This is a genomic window from Bifidobacterium callitrichos DSM 23973 (assembly GCF_000741175.1).
GTDB classification, from domain to species: domain Bacteria; phylum Actinomycetota; class Actinomycetes; order Actinomycetales; family Bifidobacteriaceae; genus Bifidobacterium; species Bifidobacterium callitrichos.
Genome location: NZ_JGYS01000015.1, coordinates 1 through 15866 on the forward strand (window position 1 = coordinate 1; position 15866 = coordinate 15866).

Here is a 15866-nt window from a genome sequence, read left to right on the forward strand (position 1 = left end):
CTGTATCGCGGAATCAGGAAACGCAGGATGCAAGGTTGTGCGTTTTTCCGTATGTCGTGCCGTAGAGTGGGAACTGCTGGATTCTCTAATCGTCAAAGAGAGGTAGGAACCAATGAAGGTCGACATTCTCACCCGCGAATACCCGCCGCACGTCTACGGTGGAGCCGGCGTGCATGCCGAGGAGCTGTCCAAGGTACTGGCCGAGCGCGTCGACGTGACCGTGCGCGCGTTCGACGGTCCCCGCACCGAGGCTGATGTTCCGGCCATCCCCAACGCCGCCGAGGCGAAGGGATCGCTCAAGGTCGTCGGATACGGCACCCCCAGCGAGCTGGACGGCGCGAACCCGGCCCTGAAGACCTTCGGCGTGGACCTGCAGATCGCCAACGACGTGGACGCGGACATCTCCCACGCCCACACGTGGTACGCCTGCCTGGCCGGCTACCTCGCCAAGATGCTGCACGGCACGCCGCTGGTCATCACCGCGCACAGCCTCGAACCGTTCCGCCCGTGGAAGCGCGAGCAGCTCGGCGGCGGCTACAACCTGAGCTCCTGGGCCGAGAAGGACGCCTACGAGCACGCCGACCGCGTCATCGCCGTCTCCGGCGGCATGCGCGAGGACATCCTCACCGCCTACCCGGACCTCGACCCGGACAAGGTCGTCGTCGTGCACAACGGCATCACGATGTCCGATTTCGAGACCCCCGCCGAGGATGATCCGGCGTGGGGCGTGTTCGATCGCTACCACATCGACCGCTCGAAGCCGACCCTGCTGTTCGTCGGCCGCATCACCCGCCAGAAGGGCCTGCCGTACCTGCTTCAGGCCCTGCACCTGATCGACAAGGGCATCCAGGTGGTGCTGTGCGCCGGCGCGCCCGACACCCCGGAGATCGCCGAGGAGGTCAAGACCGCGTTCGCCAAGCTCGACGAGGAGCGCGGCAACATCATCTGGATCGAGGAGATGCTGCCCCGTCCGGAGCTCAACGCCCTCGAGCACGGCTGCGACGCGTTCATTTGCCCGTCCATCTACGAGCCGCTCGGCATCGTCAACCTCGAGGCCATGGCCTGCGGTCTGCCGGTCGTCGCCTCCGCCACCGGCGGCATCCCCGAGGTCGTCGTCGACGGCGAGACCGGCTACCTCGTGCCGATCGAGCAGCTGCGCGACGGCACCGGCACGCCCACGAACCCGGACAAGTTCGTCCACGATATGGCCGCCGCCATCGACAAGGTCATGGCCGACCCGGAACTCGCGAAGAAGATGGGACAGGCCGGCTACGAGCGTGCCCGAGACCACTTCAGCTGGGAGTCCATCGCCGACAAGACCGTCAAGGTCTACGAGGACGTGCTCGCCGAACAGAAGTGACGCTCGTCCGATAACTGATTGACAAATGGGCCTTCCCTTGCACGAGGGGAGGCCCATCGTCGATAATCGGCGGAAAGCGCACAAGAGAACGTGCACACATACCAATGGCAACGGAGAGGACCCATCGCATGACCGAGAACGTCAGCAACACCGCAAACACCGCAGCAGACGCCTGCGACGACAACGTCGTGCTCAGGCTCGAGGACGTCGAATTCCGCCGCAAGCGCCGCGTGATCATCACCGACGTGAACCTGACCATCCGCGCGGGGGAGCGCTGGGTGCTGTTCGGCCCCAACGGCATCGGCAAGTCCACCGCCGTGGGCATGCTCGCCACGCGCACCTTCCCCTCGGAGGGACGCGTGTTCATCCTCGGCCACCAGCTCGGCAAATACGACGTGTTCAAACTGCGTACGCGCATCGGACTGGCCTCCGCCGATCTGGGCCGTCAGTTCCCCGAATTCGAGGATCCGCTCGACGCGGTCGTCACCGGTCTGTCCGCCGTGACCGGACGCTGGCGCGACACGTACACCGAGGAGGAGTACGCGCGCGCCCGCAACCTGTTGAGCGACTTCCGCGTGAGCTATCTCGAAGGCAAGGAGATGTGGCGTCTGTCCGAAGGCGAGCGCACCCGCGTGCTCATCGCCCGCGCGCTGATGGGCAACCCGGAGCTGCTCATCATGGACGAGCCGACCACCGGCCTCGATCTGGGTGGCCGCGAGCAGGTGATGCGCACGCTGAGCCGTATCGGACAGGAGGATTCCAACCGTGCGGTCGTGCTCGTCACCCACCGTTTGGAGGAAATCCCCGCCGGGTTCGACCATATCGCCATCATGGGCCGCAAGCCGATCCCAGCCGAGGATGCCACCGAGGAGGGGCTCGACTCCGCCGGCAACCCCGGCGCCGGCACCATCATCTACACCGGACCGCTCGAGGAGGGCCTGACGAACGAGCGCCTGTCCGCCCTGTTCGGCATGCCCATCGAGGTCGAGCATTCCCACAACCGCTGGTCCGCCTTCGCCGTGTGAGAAGATTCCGTGTGATGCGGTTCCGTGTGAGAAACCGCCTCACACGGAAGCTGCGGAGCGCACGGAATGCGTGGGGACAAGACGGGTCGGCTTCGGCGCATCGTGCCTTATCCGTTGCGCAGCATCGAGAGCATGTACATGGGAAGGTACGTGACGCCGTCCTTCTCACTCACGTTGGTTTCGGCGAGGACATAAGCTTTGTCGATGTCGTATCCGGGCGTTGACAAAGCGTTGTCGAGAGCGGCGTGAGATCGGAATCTGGCTCCCGATTTGATTTCCAGCGCCAGTATGTCGCCGTCGGCCGTTTCGACGAGGAAGTCGAGTTCCCCGATGCCCTTTTTGGTGAAGTAGTACAGGTGATCGAATCCGTGTGCGACGAGTTCCTGCGCGGCGACGTTCTCATAGACGCCGCCCATGTTCATTGAGGCGTTGCCGTCGAGGATCCCCAGCGCGGACTTCTTGCCGTAGGACCCGACCAATAGGCCGACGTCCGAGTAGAACAGCTTCATCAGCCGACGTTCCGAATTGGCCCGCAACGGGGCGATCGGAGCGGCGGCGTTGAAGACCGGCAGTGCCACGTTGGCCCCGGTGAGCCACAGGAATTCGTCTTCGATCTGGCTGAATCGCTTGACGTCGGTGATGGAGCTGATCTGGAACCGGCGGTTCTGGCTTTGCAGCTCGTTGGGGATGAGTCGGTAGATTTCCTGGATGGTGAGTCGGTTCTCCTTGGGCGCGTATTGCTTGATGTCGTGCTCATAGTATGTGCGGATGTTCGATTGGATGGCCCGCACGGGGTCGATGGTATTGTTCTCGATGAAGGAGGTCACGGCTGCCGGCATGCCGCCCACCAGCAGATAGCGGTGGAACAAGTCGGTGAGTCGACGATGGATGAAATCGGGGACCTCATTCGTGTTCGTAAAACACTCACGTACGACATCGAATGCGGTCTCCACAAGTCCGTTCGCCCAGCAGAATTCTTCGAAGTCGAGCGGATACATGGCGAATTCGTCCAGATAGCCGACGGGCAGTGATCGGACGTCCTCCAGTTCCACGCCCAGCAGCGAGCCGGAGAGAATGTAGTCGTAGTCGCCCTTGTCCACGAGTCCTTTGATGAAGGTCACGATCTGGGGACATTGCTGGATCTCGTCGAGGAACACCAAAGTCTCTCCTGGAACAAGTAATCCGCTGGCCGCGACGGAGATGCGAAACAGCAGGTCGTCGGGACTTGTCGCCTGAGCGAAGGACTGTCGGGCGTAGTCGTCAAGCGCGAGGTTGAATTCGACCATGTGTTTGTATTCGGCGCGGCCGAACTCCTCGATGATGAAGGTCTTGCCCACCTGCCTCGCACCGGTCACCAGCAACGCTTGCTTGGTCTTATGGGTTTTCCAGAATTTGATGCGCTCGTGAGCCTTGCGTTTCAACGTCTCCACCTCCGTATATGACATTCGTCTGATTTCAGTATAGACCGTTTCTTGCACTTATCTGATTCTGGAATAGCTTATTTTGAACACTTATCGCCATTTCAGTGACGCCTATATCGGCACTCGTCGTGATTCGTGTGGCCGCTATATCGACATTCGTCGCGTTTGATGATCCCGTGCGACGAGATACTCGCGGCCTACCGCAAGCTGCACCTGTACGACGCGTTCAACGCCCGCGAATCAGACGTGGTGTGGTGCAACGCCACGCCCGCTGATGGCGATGACGAGGCCGCCGGACATGAGGCCGACATCACCGATGCCGGCAATGATGTTGGTGCTATTGGAACAGGCCTACACGAGTCTCATGAACGTGGCCGAACCCGGCTACAAGGACTGGTGAGGATACGACTTGCCGTTTCACGCGAACAGTGTATATCCTTATGTATATACGTAAGGAGGTGATGGCGCATGCTCGCTACGGCTACTGTCACGAAATGGGGAAACAGCGAGGGGATTCGAATCCCCCGGGAGGTCAGGGAACTTGCCGGCATCCATGAGGGGAGCTCGGTGACCATGGAGGTGAAGGACGGTGCGATCGTCATACGCCCGGTCTCCACACCCACACGGAGGATGGGGCGATATGTCCTGCCGGATCTTGACGCCCTGTTCTCTGACTATCAGGGCCCGCAGCCTACGGAGGATGGGTTCGCCAATCCCGCAGGGCAGGAGGAGCTGTGACCGGCAACGGATACCGCAGAGGAGACATCGTCGTCGCGGATCTCGATCCGTCGGCCGGTCACGAACAGCGCAAACGGCGGTATCTGTTGGTTGTGGGAAACGAACAGTTCAACCGTACCTGCAACCTGACTTTGGCTTGCGCCATCACGTCGGCCGACAACGGATACCCGCTGCATATCCCGGTCCATCCGATTTCCATGGGCGAATCGATCGAGGGATTCGTTGAGGTGGAGCAGCTCAAGGCGCTGGATCTGGCAGCGAGGGGTGCCGAAGTCGTCGGATGGGTGCCGAGTGATGAAATGGATCGCATCACTGGGATGATTTTGGCCTGCTTCGCATGAGCTGAACGACCTCGTACGGTGATCACACCCGGGACCCGGCGGGCGGGTTGTCCGGTTACCTTGGTTGTCCGGTTGGATAAGGTGATGCGGGCAAGGGCGTAATTGGCATAATTATCGTCGGATACTGCGAATATTCGAGCCCTGTTCTCGGGCACGATAACGCTGGACGATTTCGAGCCGACGCCCAAGAACCCGACCATCGCCGACTTTTTCCACCAGATCGGGCGTGCCGATGAACTCGGCAGCGGCACCCGCAACCTGACGAAATACTCCACCATGTACTCCGGCAAAGCGCCCACGCTGACCGAGGGTGACGTGTTCGTCGCTCAGGTGCCGGTTCCGTGGAATACCCAGATCGACGGCGATCAAGTGCGGATACTCCGTCTGAAGTGCACGATACTGGTGAGAAAGTGCCGGATACTGCCGGAAAAGTGCCGGATAGTGTGTCTGATATGCCGTGTCCTCGATCCATGACCGCTCAATCGTCTCCGACACCGGATGGAAGGTCGTACTCGGCCGCGGTCTGGACATCTATCAGCCGTACAACGACAAGGACTGGCTCAACCCGTTGACCAGACTTCAACAACTGCGTCGAGTGCGCGCATGCGATATCACCTAATATCAGGAACGAATCGCATGCCTCCGAAAACGGATCGAGCATGAAGGCCGCATAATTCGGTCTAACGTCGCAAGGCACGCCATCCGTCGCACATATCGCGCCCGCATCAATCACCCCGCCCGCCATGCGTGACGGGCGGCGGATCTTGGTGCGGGCGCGTGTATTATCGTGCGGTATGAGTGAGACTGAACCGAAGTTCCGTTACAACGCCGCATTGGCGCAGGACATCGAAAACAAATGGCAGAAGAAGTGGGATGACGAGGGCACGTTCTGGGCCGCCAACGTCTCCGGCGACCTGAAGGACGGCAAGGGCCGCAACGCCGAGGGACGCCCCTCCTACTTCGCGATGGACATGTTCCCCTACCCGTCCGGCAAGGGCCTTCACGTCGGCCACCCGCTCGGCTACCTCGCCTCCGACGTGGTCTCCCGCTACCACCGCATGAAGGGCGAGAACGTCCTGCACGCCATGGGCTACGACGCCTTCGGCCTGCCGGCCGAGCAGTACGCCGTGCAGACCGGCCAGCACCCGCGCATCACCACCGAGCAGAACATCGCCAACATGTCCCGCCAGCTGCACCGCATGGGCCTGAGCTTCGACAACCGCCGCACCTTCGCCACCATCGACCCCGGCTACGTGCGCTGGACACAGTGGATCTTCTCGCGCATCTACGACGCCTGGTACGACGAGGACGCCACCAACCCGTCCGGCACGAAGGGCTCCGCCCGCCCGATCGCCGAGCTCGTCGCCAAGTTCGAGAACGGCGAGAAGGCCATTCCCGGCCACGAGTCCGACGGCAAGGCTTGGGGCCAGCTCACCGACGCCGAACAGCAGGACATCTTGAACGACTTCCGTCTGGCCTACATCTCCAAGTCCCCGGTCAACTGGTGCCCGGGCCTGGGCACGGTGCTCGCCAACGAGGAGGTCACCGCCGAAGGCAAGTCCGAGCGCGGCAACTTCCCGGTCTTCCAGCGTGAGCTGCGCCAGTGGTCGATGCGCATCACCAAGTACGGCCACCGCCTCATCGAGGACCTCGACGGCATCGACTGGCCCGAGAAGGTCAAGCTCATGCAGCGCAACTGGATCGGCGAAAGCCACGGCGCCTCCGTGCACTTCGAGGTCGACACCCCGAGCGGCGTCAAGGACATGGAGATCTACACCACCCGCCCCGACACCCTGTTCGGCACCACCTTCGCCGTCGTCTCCCCGGAGCACCACCTGCTCGAGGACGTGCCCGCCGAATGGCCGTCCGAAACCCCCGATGATTGGAAGGGCGGCTACGCCACTCCGGTCGAGGCCGTGAAGGCCTACCGTCTCGCGGCCGAATCGAAGACCGCGAAGGACCGCGTCGACGAGGCTGGCGAGAAGACCGGCCTGTTCACCGGCCTGTACGCCATCAACCCGATCACCGGCGCGAAGCTGCCGCTGTTCACCGCCGACTACGTGCTCATGGACTACGGCACCGGCGCGATCATGGCCGTGCCGGGCGGTGACCAGCGTGACTACGACTTCGCCACCAAGTTCGGTCTGCCGGTCATCTACACCGTCCAGCCGCTGCCCGAGTCGGGTGACGACCTCGCCAACTACGAGGGCAAGGCGCCGTTCGTCTCCCATGACGGCATCGTCATCAACTCCTGCGTCGAGGCCACCAAGGCCAAGGGAGACGAGCTCTCCCTCAACGGCCTGCGGGTCGACGACGCCATCGCCAAGGTCAACGAGTGGCTCGAGTCCGCCGGCGTCGGCAAGGGCACCGTCTCCTACCGTCTGCGCGACTGGCTGTTCTCCCGCCAGCGTTACTGGGGCGAGCCGTTCCCGATCGTCTACGGCGAGGACGGCACCCCGCACCTGCTGCCCGACTCGATGCTGCCGATCGGTCTGCCGGACGTGCCCGACTATCAGCCGCGCACCTTCGACCCGATGGACGCCGAATCCAACCCGGAGGCGCCGCTGAGCCGCAACGAGGACTGGGTCAAGGTCACGCTGGACCTCGGCGACGGTCCGAAGACCTACTACCGCGACACCAACACGATGCCGAACTGGGCCGGCTCCTGCTGGTACTACATGCGCTACATCGACCCGTCCGACACCGCGCACATGGTCGAGAAGGACGAGTTCGACTACTGGATGGGCCCGAATCACAACAAGTACTCCGGTGACGAAGGCGGCGTCGACCTGTACATCGGCGGCGTCGAGCACGCCGTGCTCCACCTGCTGTACTCGCGCTTCTGGCACAAGATCCTCTTCGATCTGGGCTACGTGGATTCGGCCGAGCCGTTCCACAAGCTGTTCAACCAGGGCATGATCCAGGCGTACGCCTACACCGACGACCGCGGTCAGTACGTGCCGGCCGACGAGGTCGTGGAGGGTCCGGCCGACGCCAACGGCGAGCCGACGTTCACCTGGCACGGCGAGCACGCCAACCGCGAGTTCGGCAAGATGGGCAAGAGCCTCAAGAACATCATCACCCCGGACTACATGTACGAGAACTACGGCGCGGATACGTTCCGCCTGTACGAGATGAGCATGGGCCCGCTCGACGAGTCCCGCCCGTGGAACACGCGCAACGTGGTCGGCGGCATGCGTTTCCTGCAGCGTCTGTGGCGCAACGTCATCGACGAGGAGACCGGCGAGGCCCATGTCAGCGAGGAGACTCCGGACGCCAAGACCTTGAAGCTGCTCAACAACACGATCGCCGACGTGACGGTCGAGATGGAGGGCATGCGTCCGAACACCGCCATCGCCAAGCTCATCGTGCTCAACAACCACCTGACCTCCCTTCCGGCCGTGCCGCGCGCCGCCGTCGAGCCGCTGATCCTCATGCTCGCCCCGATCGCACCGCACATCTGCGAGGAGATGTGGGCGCGCCTCGGTCATGACGAGTCCCTGTCGGCCGCCCCGTGGCCGGTGGCCGACGAGCGTTACGTCGGTCAGGACACCGTCACCGCGGTCGTGCAGATCAAGGGCAAGGTGCGCGCCAAGCTCGAGGTCTCCCCGGACATCGATCCGGCCGAGCTCCAGAAGCTCGCGCTCGAAGCCGTCGCCGACCGTCTCGGTGGCAAGGAGCCGCGCAAGGTCATCGTCAAGGCCCCGAAGATCGTGTCGATCGTCCCGGCCGAGTGACCACGAGTGATCCCGAGTGATCGGTTGATTCCGATCATCGCCCGTCTTCGACGGCGAATGTGAAGAAATCGAAGGGTTTCGTCCACATTCGCCGTTCGGCTGGACTCAACGCCCATACAACCCCACCGTGGGAGGTATGGGCGTTCGTTTTTCCTCCGGGCCGGATGCCGATCCCCGGCCGCATTCCCGTGATCTGCGTGATCCGTCGTCTCGGCGTGCCTCCTCGCGTCCGACCATGGATTCCGTACCTCTGCCGCCGCGTCCGACGATGTCTCAGTTGCATCCGCCGGCGGCGCGTCCTCCGGTGACGACGGATGCAACGCCGGCGTACCAGTCGCATCCCTCTCCCGACGACGATTCGACGATCGAGCGGTCGGAATCGCTCTCCCGTCTGACCGGCGTCAACGGCGCAGACACGAGCGTCGACGAATTCGAACGTCGCGCACGCCACGGCAAGCCACGATTGCGGTTCACCGCAACCCACGCGCTGGCGGCGATCCTCATCATGACGTTCGTCACCTGCATGAGCCTGACGCTGCTCATCCAACAATCGATCAACTACGCCGCCATCGATGGCGCTCGGCACACACAGGAGCAAACCGCCGATCCGGGTTCCTCGGACGCTGATGAGGACGGGAGCGATTCGAACGGACAGACCGGTTCGGACGATGCGGACAAGACGGCAGACGATGTCGAAACCAGTACCGAAGCAGGTGACGGAACCTCCGAACCGCAGTCCGCTCCGACCGTTCCCGATCCCGCCGATCCCCGACTTGACCTCAACACCGCCACGCTGGAGCAACTGGACGCCATCCCCGGCATAGGGCCCGTCACGGCGCAGAAGATCCTCGACCATCGTCAACGGATCGGACGGTTCACCAGCGTCGACCAGCTCCTCGACGTCTCCGGCATCGGAGCGAAGACCCTGGAGAAGATACGCCCGAAGGTCAGGGTCTGATGGGCAGGAAGACGGGCGCACGCAGGGCGCGCGAGTCCCGCGTCGAATGCGGCAGCCGCGATCGGCGTCTCCTTCCCGTCGCGATCACGCTGTGGGCGGCATGCCTGTTCGCCCGGTTCCTGTTCGACGCTCTGGTGGCATCGACCATGGGTGGCGTCACCCTTGACGGCGCGACGATCGTGATCAGCGTCGCCGCAGCGGCCGCCATCGGCATCGCGATCTGGCTCCTGTCCACCCGACTTGCGCGTATCGGCATCGGGCGGGAGATCGTCATGGTGTGCGTGATGACCGCGCTGCTCGGCATGATCGCGACCTGGTCCGTCAAGGCGATCGCATGGCATGATCCTGCTGCGGCGAAGGCGCGGGAGACATCCGGATACATGCACATCGAGGGAACGGTCATCGAACCGGTGCAGGTCTCCTCCAATCGCGAGGCCGATTGTCAGGCGGAAATGCGATTGCAGGCCATCGACGACGGCATCATACGCGTCGGATCCCATGCACGGGTGCGCGTGTTCGCATTGGACGACGACTGCACCCGTATCCATCGCGGCGCCGTGTATCGCGTGTCCGGCGCGTTCGGCGAGGCACGATTCGGCTCGACCCCGCTGTGGATGAGCGTGCAGGGCGAGGATGGATTGCGTCTGCTGCAGGAGCAGCCATGGCCCGAACGGTGCCGCGAACATGTGCAGGAGTCGTTCTTCCGAGCGACCTCGGGCCTGTCCGAACAGGGGCGCGTGCTCGTGCCGGGGCTCACGATGGGATTCCTCGGACAGGATCATCTGCCTTCCGCGTACGATGCGCGTCCGATCAACGACACCTACGCCACCCAGCTTGAGGAACGCTTCCGCGCCGCCGGCATCATGCATCTCATGGCCGTCTCCGGTGGACACTTCGTCATCATCGCGGGACTGGTGCGTCGCGCATGCGCCCGTCTGCTTGTGCCACGGCGGATCGTGGCCATTCTGTGGGTGGTCTCCACGGCGGTGCTCGCAGCGCTGATGGCACCGGGAGACAGCGTCTCCCGTGCACTCGTCATGGGGTGGATCGGCGCCGCAGCCCTGTACTTGGGGCGCAGAACGCAGGCGTTGAGCGCCCTGTGCGTGACCGTCATCGTCATGCTGCTGGGCGATCCGAGCCTGGCGTGGAGCTACGGGTTCGCGCTTTCGAGTGCGGCCGTGCTGGGCATCGTCATGATGTCCGAACCGATCGCCGAGGTGATGGCGCTGCTGCTGCCGGATAGGCTCGCCGATGCGCTTGCGATGACGCTCGCCGCGCAGACCGCCACGCTGCCGATACAGGTGATGATGGAGCCGCAGCTGCCGGTATGGTCGATTCCGGCGAACCTGCTCGTCGCACCGGTCGTCGACTTCGCCACGATCATGGGACTCGCAGGCCTCGCCGTCGCATGGATGAACGTCGAAATGGCGTCGATGCTCGCGTGGGTGGCTTCGTGGGGAACCCGCGTCATGGAACGGGTGGCGATGTGGCTTGGCGGCGGCGATCACGCGGTCGTGCCATGGGCAGGGGGAGTGGGCGGGGCGCTGCTACTCGCCGGGGTCGAAGCGGCGAGTAGCAGCGCCGTCATCGCAATAGCCCGCATGCTCGGCCCTTCACAGGCCGTCCACGCGCTTCCCGGCATACCGTTCACCGCGAACCCACGCAATCGGATCCGCATCTGGTGGGACGACACGATCCGCATGATCCGGCATCTCGACCAATACCTCGACTAGTCAGGATCGGACGGTCGGACGCGTCTGCCGCCTGATCGCATGTCACTCCGCCTGCTGACGGAACTGCTTCCAGATGTCGGCGAGGTTGCGGTTGTCCGAGGTCCTGCGCCACACGGAGAGTCCGCCGGCGCTCTTCCCACCGGCGGCGGCCTTCGCGGCCGCGGTTGGCGAGGCGTGGGTGGATCCGTCGTCGAGACGGAACCTGCCGTCCTCGGTGACGGTCGCGAACCAGCGTTCGCCCTTGCGTGGACGATCCCATACGAGCTTCTCGCCGGGGATGAGCAGCCCGGCCTCCACGACCTGCTTGATCGTCACGCGACGTGAGCTGTGCACGGGACGTGCGATCCTGCCATGGCCCGCGAGCTCGTCGATGTCCTGACTCGTCAGATCGGTATGGTTCTCGTCGTATCGGATCTCCCAGCGGTCCGCGATCAGACGGATCGTCTCCTCCTGACGGTGGCGCAGCATCTCCGGCGTGCACTCGTTGAAGTGCTTGAGCTGTTCGGTCAGGGGGAATCGGCGTGAATCGGCGCGCATGAGCATGCGGTCGCGGCGTCCTGCGTAGTCGGTCAGCTTATCGAGTTGGTCTTCGGATCCCTGGGCGAGCGCCATGTTGCCCAGACGGTACATCCAATAGTCGTGCGTCTCCTGCGTCCAGCCGGATGCGGCGAACGCCGACTTCGGATCGAACGCCACCGGCATGATCGGCAGGGCGCTGAGCTTGCGCGGACGTGACAGGTGGGTCTCGGCGGCCTGATCGTTGGCTCTGATCAGCAGCAGACGGATCAGATCGTCATCGCCCTGCATCTCGCCGTGCAGTCGCACCAATGCCCCGGCGCGGTCGTCGGACGAGATCGACAGGGCGCGGATCATGCGCACCGGATACCCTTTGTCGAGGTCCCGGATGGCCGCGGCCGCATGTCCGCGCCTGCGGAACGGCGCGGTTCTGTTCAGCGTGTCGACGCCGGTGATGCGCTCCAATGCCGCGAGTATCTCGTTGAGTCGCTGCGAATCATGCGCGCCGAGCGTTCTCACCGTCGTCGACGCGCGCGAGGCCCTCGTTCCGCGTGAGGCGAACGGGGAGATGTCCGGCGCGCCAAGATTGCGGAACGAGTGGACCAACGCCCACATGGCCACCGGCTTCCATTCATGGCTGGGGTAGTCGTTGAGTGATTCGAGCCGCGCCTTGACCTCGTCGGGCAATACGGTGTCGGAGGGGCGTGTGATGACCAGCCAGGCCATCGCGTACGGCGCGAGCACCTGATCGATGAACGTCGTCATCGTGCCGTTGTCCAGATACGGCTGCATCACGTCGGTGAGGAAGTCCTCGATGAGCTTGTCGCTGTCGGGAGTGTGGGTGGCGATCAGATGCAGGTAGGAGAAGAACCGTTCGCTGGCCGGCGAATCGTCGCCGAGCGGATCCATGATGTCGTCCCAACGCTGCGCGTACGCGTCGAGTTCGACCGGCTTGAGACCGGATGTGGCGCGCGCCTTGAACACGTCCGACGGGGTGAGCGGCAGACCGCGCATGTTCATCACGTCGAAGATGCGATGCGCGCTGTCCAGATCGTCGGTGGTGACGATCACCAGCGTCACCTCGTTGACCAGATACGAGGCGAACGTCCGCCGCTCGTCCTCGCTCATGTTCGACAGCTCGTCGTAGACGCGTTTCGTGTTGCGGGTGATGTTGCGCTGCGCGGTGGTCGTCCAGTCCTCCTCGCCCAGATCGAACAGCGCCTCCAGATTGCCCTCCTGCACGTATTCGCGGAAGAACGCCGCATCCCGCTCGCGAAGCGTCAGTCGCGGCTCGTTCCTGATGCCGCGCAGTTTGTCTCCCGGCTCCACGATGAGCGCGTCCAACAGCCGCATCCACTCGTGGTCCCGTTCCAGATCGCGTAGCGCGGCGATGATGATCGCCAATGACACCAGACGCTGCTGGCCGTCGATCACGTCGAAGCGGTTGTCCCTGCCGGAGCGGACCAGGATCAGCGATCCGAGGAAGTACGGCGTGCCGGGCGTCTTGGCGGCTCCGGCCAGATCGTCGACCAGCTGCTGGATGTTCTCCGGCTGCCAGATGTAGGGACGTTGGAACGAGGGGATGAAGAACCGATAGTCGGGCGTGAAGACCTTCTCCAGCGGCAGTTCCTTCGCATTGATGGACATATGATCCCTGATCCCTTTCCGGAGAATGATTGTGTTTTCAAGCCTAGCAGCGTCGGAACCGGACGTCACCTCGCGCACCCGAATCGTTCGTGCGCGTCGTCCCTGTCCGTCGACGGCATGTCCTGATGCGCCCCGATGCGCGTCTACGGCCGCGGCGGCAGATCCGCACGCTCCACCAGACGCGCCATCTGCACGCGGCCCATCGCGAGCTTGTCAGCCGCGGACGACAGATGCGCCTTCGCCGTACGTTCCGAAATGAACATGCGCTCGGCGATCTGCGCGTTCGTCAGCCCCTCCGCGGCGAGCAGTACGGTCTCCCGTTCACGCTCGGGCAGTGAATCGAGCAGGGCGCGCGCCTCGTCCCTGCGGGAGACCGGACGCTGTGCATGCAGATCGCCGATGAGCTGGCGTTGGCTCGCCGCATTGAACTGCGGCGTCTCCTCGCACACGCCGAGCACCCGTCGGATGATCTCTCCCGGCGCATCGGTCTTCGAGACGAATCCCTCGACACCTGCCTCCACGGCGCGCTCCACGGTGTTCGACGGACTGAGCGACGTGAGGATCATGACATGCGGCGGATGGGGGAGCGCGCGCAGCCGCCGCGTCGCCTCGATGCCGTCCATGTCGGGCATCGCGATGTCCATCAGCACCACGTCCGGGTGCTCCCGTTGCGCGCGAAGCACCGCGTCCGCGCCCGACGTCGACGTGGATATGACTTTGATCCTTCCTTCGGAGTAGTCGGTGAGGATCAGGCTCATTGCCTGACAGATCATCGGATCGTCATCGACGACGCTCACCAGCACGGGCATCGTCCCGTTATCACGACCGCCGCCACCATCCCGGCCATCCTGGCCATTCCGACTGTCCCGACTGTTCTGGCCGTCTGGTCCATGCCGGTCCTGCCGTTCGGCCCATTCATCCCGCCGCATTCGTTCCTCATGCCTCACCATGCCATCCTAGGCATGTGCGCGTCCGCGCCACGGCAAGCGCACATCCAGATGGAATACGTGACGGTCGTCGACACCGTAGCGGCAGGCTCCTCCAACCGACATCGCCCGTGCAGTCAGCCCGGCCAGTCCGTTGCCGTGCGCCGGCGATCTGGTCGGTTCCGGTGATGCGTCCGATGCGACGGAAGGCATCGGATTGCTTAGATGCACATGCACCCCGGCTTCCGGATTCACCGTCACCTCCAACGACACCGGCGCCTGAAGCGCGTGCCTGCGTGCGTTCGTCAATCCCTCCTGAACCGCCCGATAGGCGACCTTTGCGACCGCGTCGTCGAGTTCGCCCAACTGACGGATGTCGATCCACGTGTCGAGTCGTTGCCCCGCGTCGCGCGTCTGCGCGATCAATGCCCCCAACGACTCGCGGGTCAGCTCGGTCTCCTCCGCGTTCGTCAGCTGCTCCCATGCGTTCTGTGGATGACGCAGCATGTCGATGATCTGATGCGCCTCATCGAGCGCCCCGGCCGCCTGACGACGAATGTCCTCGGCCTTGCGCGCGATCGATTCGGCCTGTTCGGAGGGCTCCAGACGTGCCGTTTCGGCCTGCAGCGCGCTCGCGTTCAATGCCAGCAGCGACAGGGAATGGGCGAGCGTATCGTGCGCTTCGGCGGCGATCGCATCGGCAAGCTGCTGGTTCGTCAGATCATGCTGCAGCGTCGCCGCATGCGTGGCGGCGGCGTCCGCCTTCGCCTGGACGGTGTCGAGACTCGCCCGAGAGCGGATATGCAGTCCGATCAGGGCGGCGATCGCCGTGCCGATGAGCGCCGCTACCACGGATGTCGCGATGATCGGCCCCTCACCGGTGAGCATTTCGATCGGCACGCCGTTCGTTCCGGTGTCCGGTTTGGAGAAGAACAGATGCCAGATGGACGAGTCCGCCGGGCGCAGCGCGTCACGCAGCTGCGCCCACACGCTTACGGACGCGCCCACCGTGATGGCGCGTATCGTGCGCATGCGTGAGGATCGCCGTGCCAGCAACGAGGTCATCGCCATGAGCGCGAGCATCGAATCGTACGGAAAGACCATCACGATCACGCATGCGGCCCAGAACACCGGTTCGGGATGCCGGTCCCGCATGACGAGGACGAACGGGAGCACCAGCGTCAGCAGCGTGGACAGCATCATCCACGGATACATGGCTCCCTGGGGGTGATCCATGTACTCCGTGGTCGCATACGAGCATTGCGCGAGGCTGAACATCGCGGCCACGGGGATCATGACGAACGAGCACCATCGCCGCGTGCGCACCGGCACCTCGTCATCCGGCTCCGGACGGGGGCTGTCCTGCTTCTTCTCGATTCCCATGGATTCCACTGTATTGCCATCACGCCCCGCGGTGCCATTGGACATGCGGGCGCATCCCGCATGCCGCCGTCGCCCGAACGG

The 15866-nt window shown here is 63.8% G+C and carries 12 protein-coding genes and 1 pseudogene; 8 read left to right on the forward strand and 5 right to left on the reverse strand.

Features of this window, described 5'->3' with window-relative positions:
- Positions 1–112: 112 nt before the first annotated feature.
- Together glgA and BCAL_RS14095 are read left to right on the forward strand one after the other, a co-directional pair.
- Positions 113–1360, forward strand: a complete 1248-nt coding sequence (glgA, locus tag BCAL_RS08245; RefSeq protein ID WP_043163795.1) for a glycogen synthase — start codon at positions 113–115, stop codon at positions 1358–1360.
- Positions 1361–1488: 128 nt separating this feature from the next.
- Positions 1489–2065: pseudogene (locus tag BCAL_RS14095) on the forward strand (ABC transporter ATP-binding protein); the annotation flags it as partial.
- A 427-nt stretch (positions 2066–2492) separates the two neighbouring features.
- Here BCAL_RS14095 and BCAL_RS08255 read toward each other — a convergent pair.
- On the reverse strand, positions 2493–3830 hold the full coding sequence (locus BCAL_RS08255) for an ATP-binding protein (RefSeq protein ID WP_043163797.1): 1338 nt from the start codon (positions 3828–3830) through the stop codon (positions 2493–2495).
- 444 nt (positions 3831–4274) lie between these two features.
- Between BCAL_RS08255 and BCAL_RS08260 the strand changes: the two genes are divergently transcribed.
- Complete coding sequence (locus BCAL_RS08260) at positions 4275–4544, forward strand: AbrB/MazE/SpoVT family DNA-binding domain-containing protein (protein ID WP_043163799.1); 270 nt, start codon at positions 4275–4277, stop codon at positions 4542–4544.
- Positions 4541–4885 (forward strand): type II toxin-antitoxin system PemK/MazF family toxin, encoded by a 345-nt coding sequence (locus tag BCAL_RS08265; protein ID WP_043163801.1) that lies wholly within the window; start codon positions 4541–4543, stop codon positions 4883–4885. The genes BCAL_RS08260 and BCAL_RS08265 overlap by 4 nt, the downstream gene beginning before the upstream one ends.
- A gap of 111 nt (positions 4886–4996) precedes the next feature.
- Here BCAL_RS08265 and BCAL_RS13260 read toward each other — a convergent pair whose 3' ends face one another.
- Positions 4997–5254 carry a hypothetical protein gene (locus BCAL_RS13260; protein ID WP_156101974.1) on the reverse strand — a complete coding sequence of 86 codons (258 nt, stop codon included), beginning with the start codon at positions 5252–5254 and terminating at the stop codon, positions 4997–4999.
- 88 nt (positions 5255–5342) lie between these two features.
- Here BCAL_RS13260 and BCAL_RS12815 point away from each other — a divergent pair, with 88 nt between their 5' ends.
- The 4 genes from BCAL_RS12815 to BCAL_RS08280 all read left to right on the forward strand — a co-directional run bounded on the left by BCAL_RS12815 (position 5343) and on the right by BCAL_RS08280 (position 11313).
- Entirely contained in the window at positions 5343–5504 is a 162-nt protein-coding gene (locus BCAL_RS12815; protein WP_081887386.1) for an MIT C-terminal domain-containing protein, read from the forward strand.
- Between the two features lie 175 nt (positions 5505–5679).
- Positions 5680–8622 carry a leucine--tRNA ligase gene (gene leuS, locus BCAL_RS08270; RefSeq protein WP_043163803.1) on the forward strand — a complete coding sequence of 981 codons (2943 nt, stop codon included), beginning with the start codon at positions 5680–5682 and terminating at the stop codon, positions 8620–8622.
- A gap of 268 nt (positions 8623–8890) precedes the next feature.
- Complete coding sequence (locus tag BCAL_RS08275; protein ID WP_052118937.1) at positions 8891–9580, forward strand: ComEA family DNA-binding protein; 690 nt, start codon at positions 8891–8893, stop codon at positions 9578–9580.
- Positions 9580–11313 (forward strand): ComEC/Rec2 family competence protein, encoded by a 1734-nt coding sequence (locus BCAL_RS08280; protein WP_043163805.1) that lies wholly within the window; start codon positions 9580–9582, stop codon positions 11311–11313. The genes BCAL_RS08275 and BCAL_RS08280 overlap by 1 nt, the downstream gene beginning before the upstream one ends.
- 42 nt (positions 11314–11355) lie before the next feature.
- On the opposite strand, the gene BCAL_RS08285 is transcribed toward BCAL_RS08280, so the two are convergent.
- The 3 genes from BCAL_RS08285 to BCAL_RS08295 all read right to left on the reverse strand — a co-directional run bounded on the left by BCAL_RS08285 (position 11356) and on the right by BCAL_RS08295 (position 15698).
- Positions 11356–13476: a GmrSD restriction endonuclease domain-containing protein gene (locus tag BCAL_RS08285; RefSeq protein ID WP_043163807.1), complete on the reverse strand. Its 2121-nt coding sequence runs from the start codon at positions 13474–13476 to the stop codon at positions 11356–11358.
- A 143-nt stretch (positions 13477–13619) separates the two neighbouring features.
- On the reverse strand, positions 13620–14285 hold the full coding sequence (locus BCAL_RS08290) for a response regulator transcription factor (protein ID WP_043163809.1): 666 nt from the start codon (positions 14283–14285) through the stop codon (positions 13620–13622).
- 147 nt (positions 14286–14432) lie between these two features.
- Positions 14433–15698 (reverse strand): sensor histidine kinase, encoded by a 1266-nt coding sequence (locus BCAL_RS08295; protein ID WP_081887392.1) that lies wholly within the window; start codon positions 15696–15698, stop codon positions 14433–14435.
- Between the last annotated feature and the right edge of the window lie 168 nt (positions 15699–15866).

What these genes read in the sequence shown, in the direction of transcription:
- BCAL_RS08295 (WP_081887392.1), bottom strand. Translation starts at nt 15,698, where the DNA reads ATGATCCCCGTGGCCGCGATGTTCAGCCTCGCGCAATGCTCGTATGCG.
- leuS (WP_043163803.1), top strand. Translation starts at nt 5,680, where the DNA reads ATGAGTGAGACTGAACCGAAGTTCCGTTACAACGCCGCATTGGCGCAG.
- BCAL_RS08275 (WP_052118937.1), top strand. Translation starts at nt 8,891, where the DNA reads ATGTCTCAGTTGCATCCGCCGGCGGCGCGTCCTCCGGTGACGACGGAT.
- BCAL_RS08255 (WP_043163797.1), bottom strand. Translation starts at nt 3,830, where the DNA reads ATGTCATATACGGAGGTGGAGACGTTGAAACGCAAGGCTCACGAGCGC.
- BCAL_RS08285 (WP_043163807.1), bottom strand. Translation starts at nt 13,476, where the DNA reads ATGTCCATCAATGCGAAGGAACTGCCGCTGGAGAAGGTCTTCACGCCC.
- BCAL_RS08290 (WP_043163809.1), bottom strand. Translation starts at nt 14,285, where the DNA reads ATGCCCGTGCTGGTGAGCGTCGTCGATGACGATCCGATGATCTGTCAG.
- glgA (WP_043163795.1), top strand. Translation starts at nt 113, where the DNA reads ATGAAGGTCGACATTCTCACCCGCGAATACCCGCCGCACGTCTACGGT.
- BCAL_RS08280 (WP_043163805.1), top strand. Translation starts at nt 9,580, where the DNA reads ATGGGCAGGAAGACGGGCGCACGCAGGGCGCGCGAGTCCCGCGTCGAA.
- BCAL_RS08260 (WP_043163799.1), top strand. Translation starts at nt 4,275, where the DNA reads ATGCTCGCTACGGCTACTGTCACGAAATGGGGAAACAGCGAGGGGATT.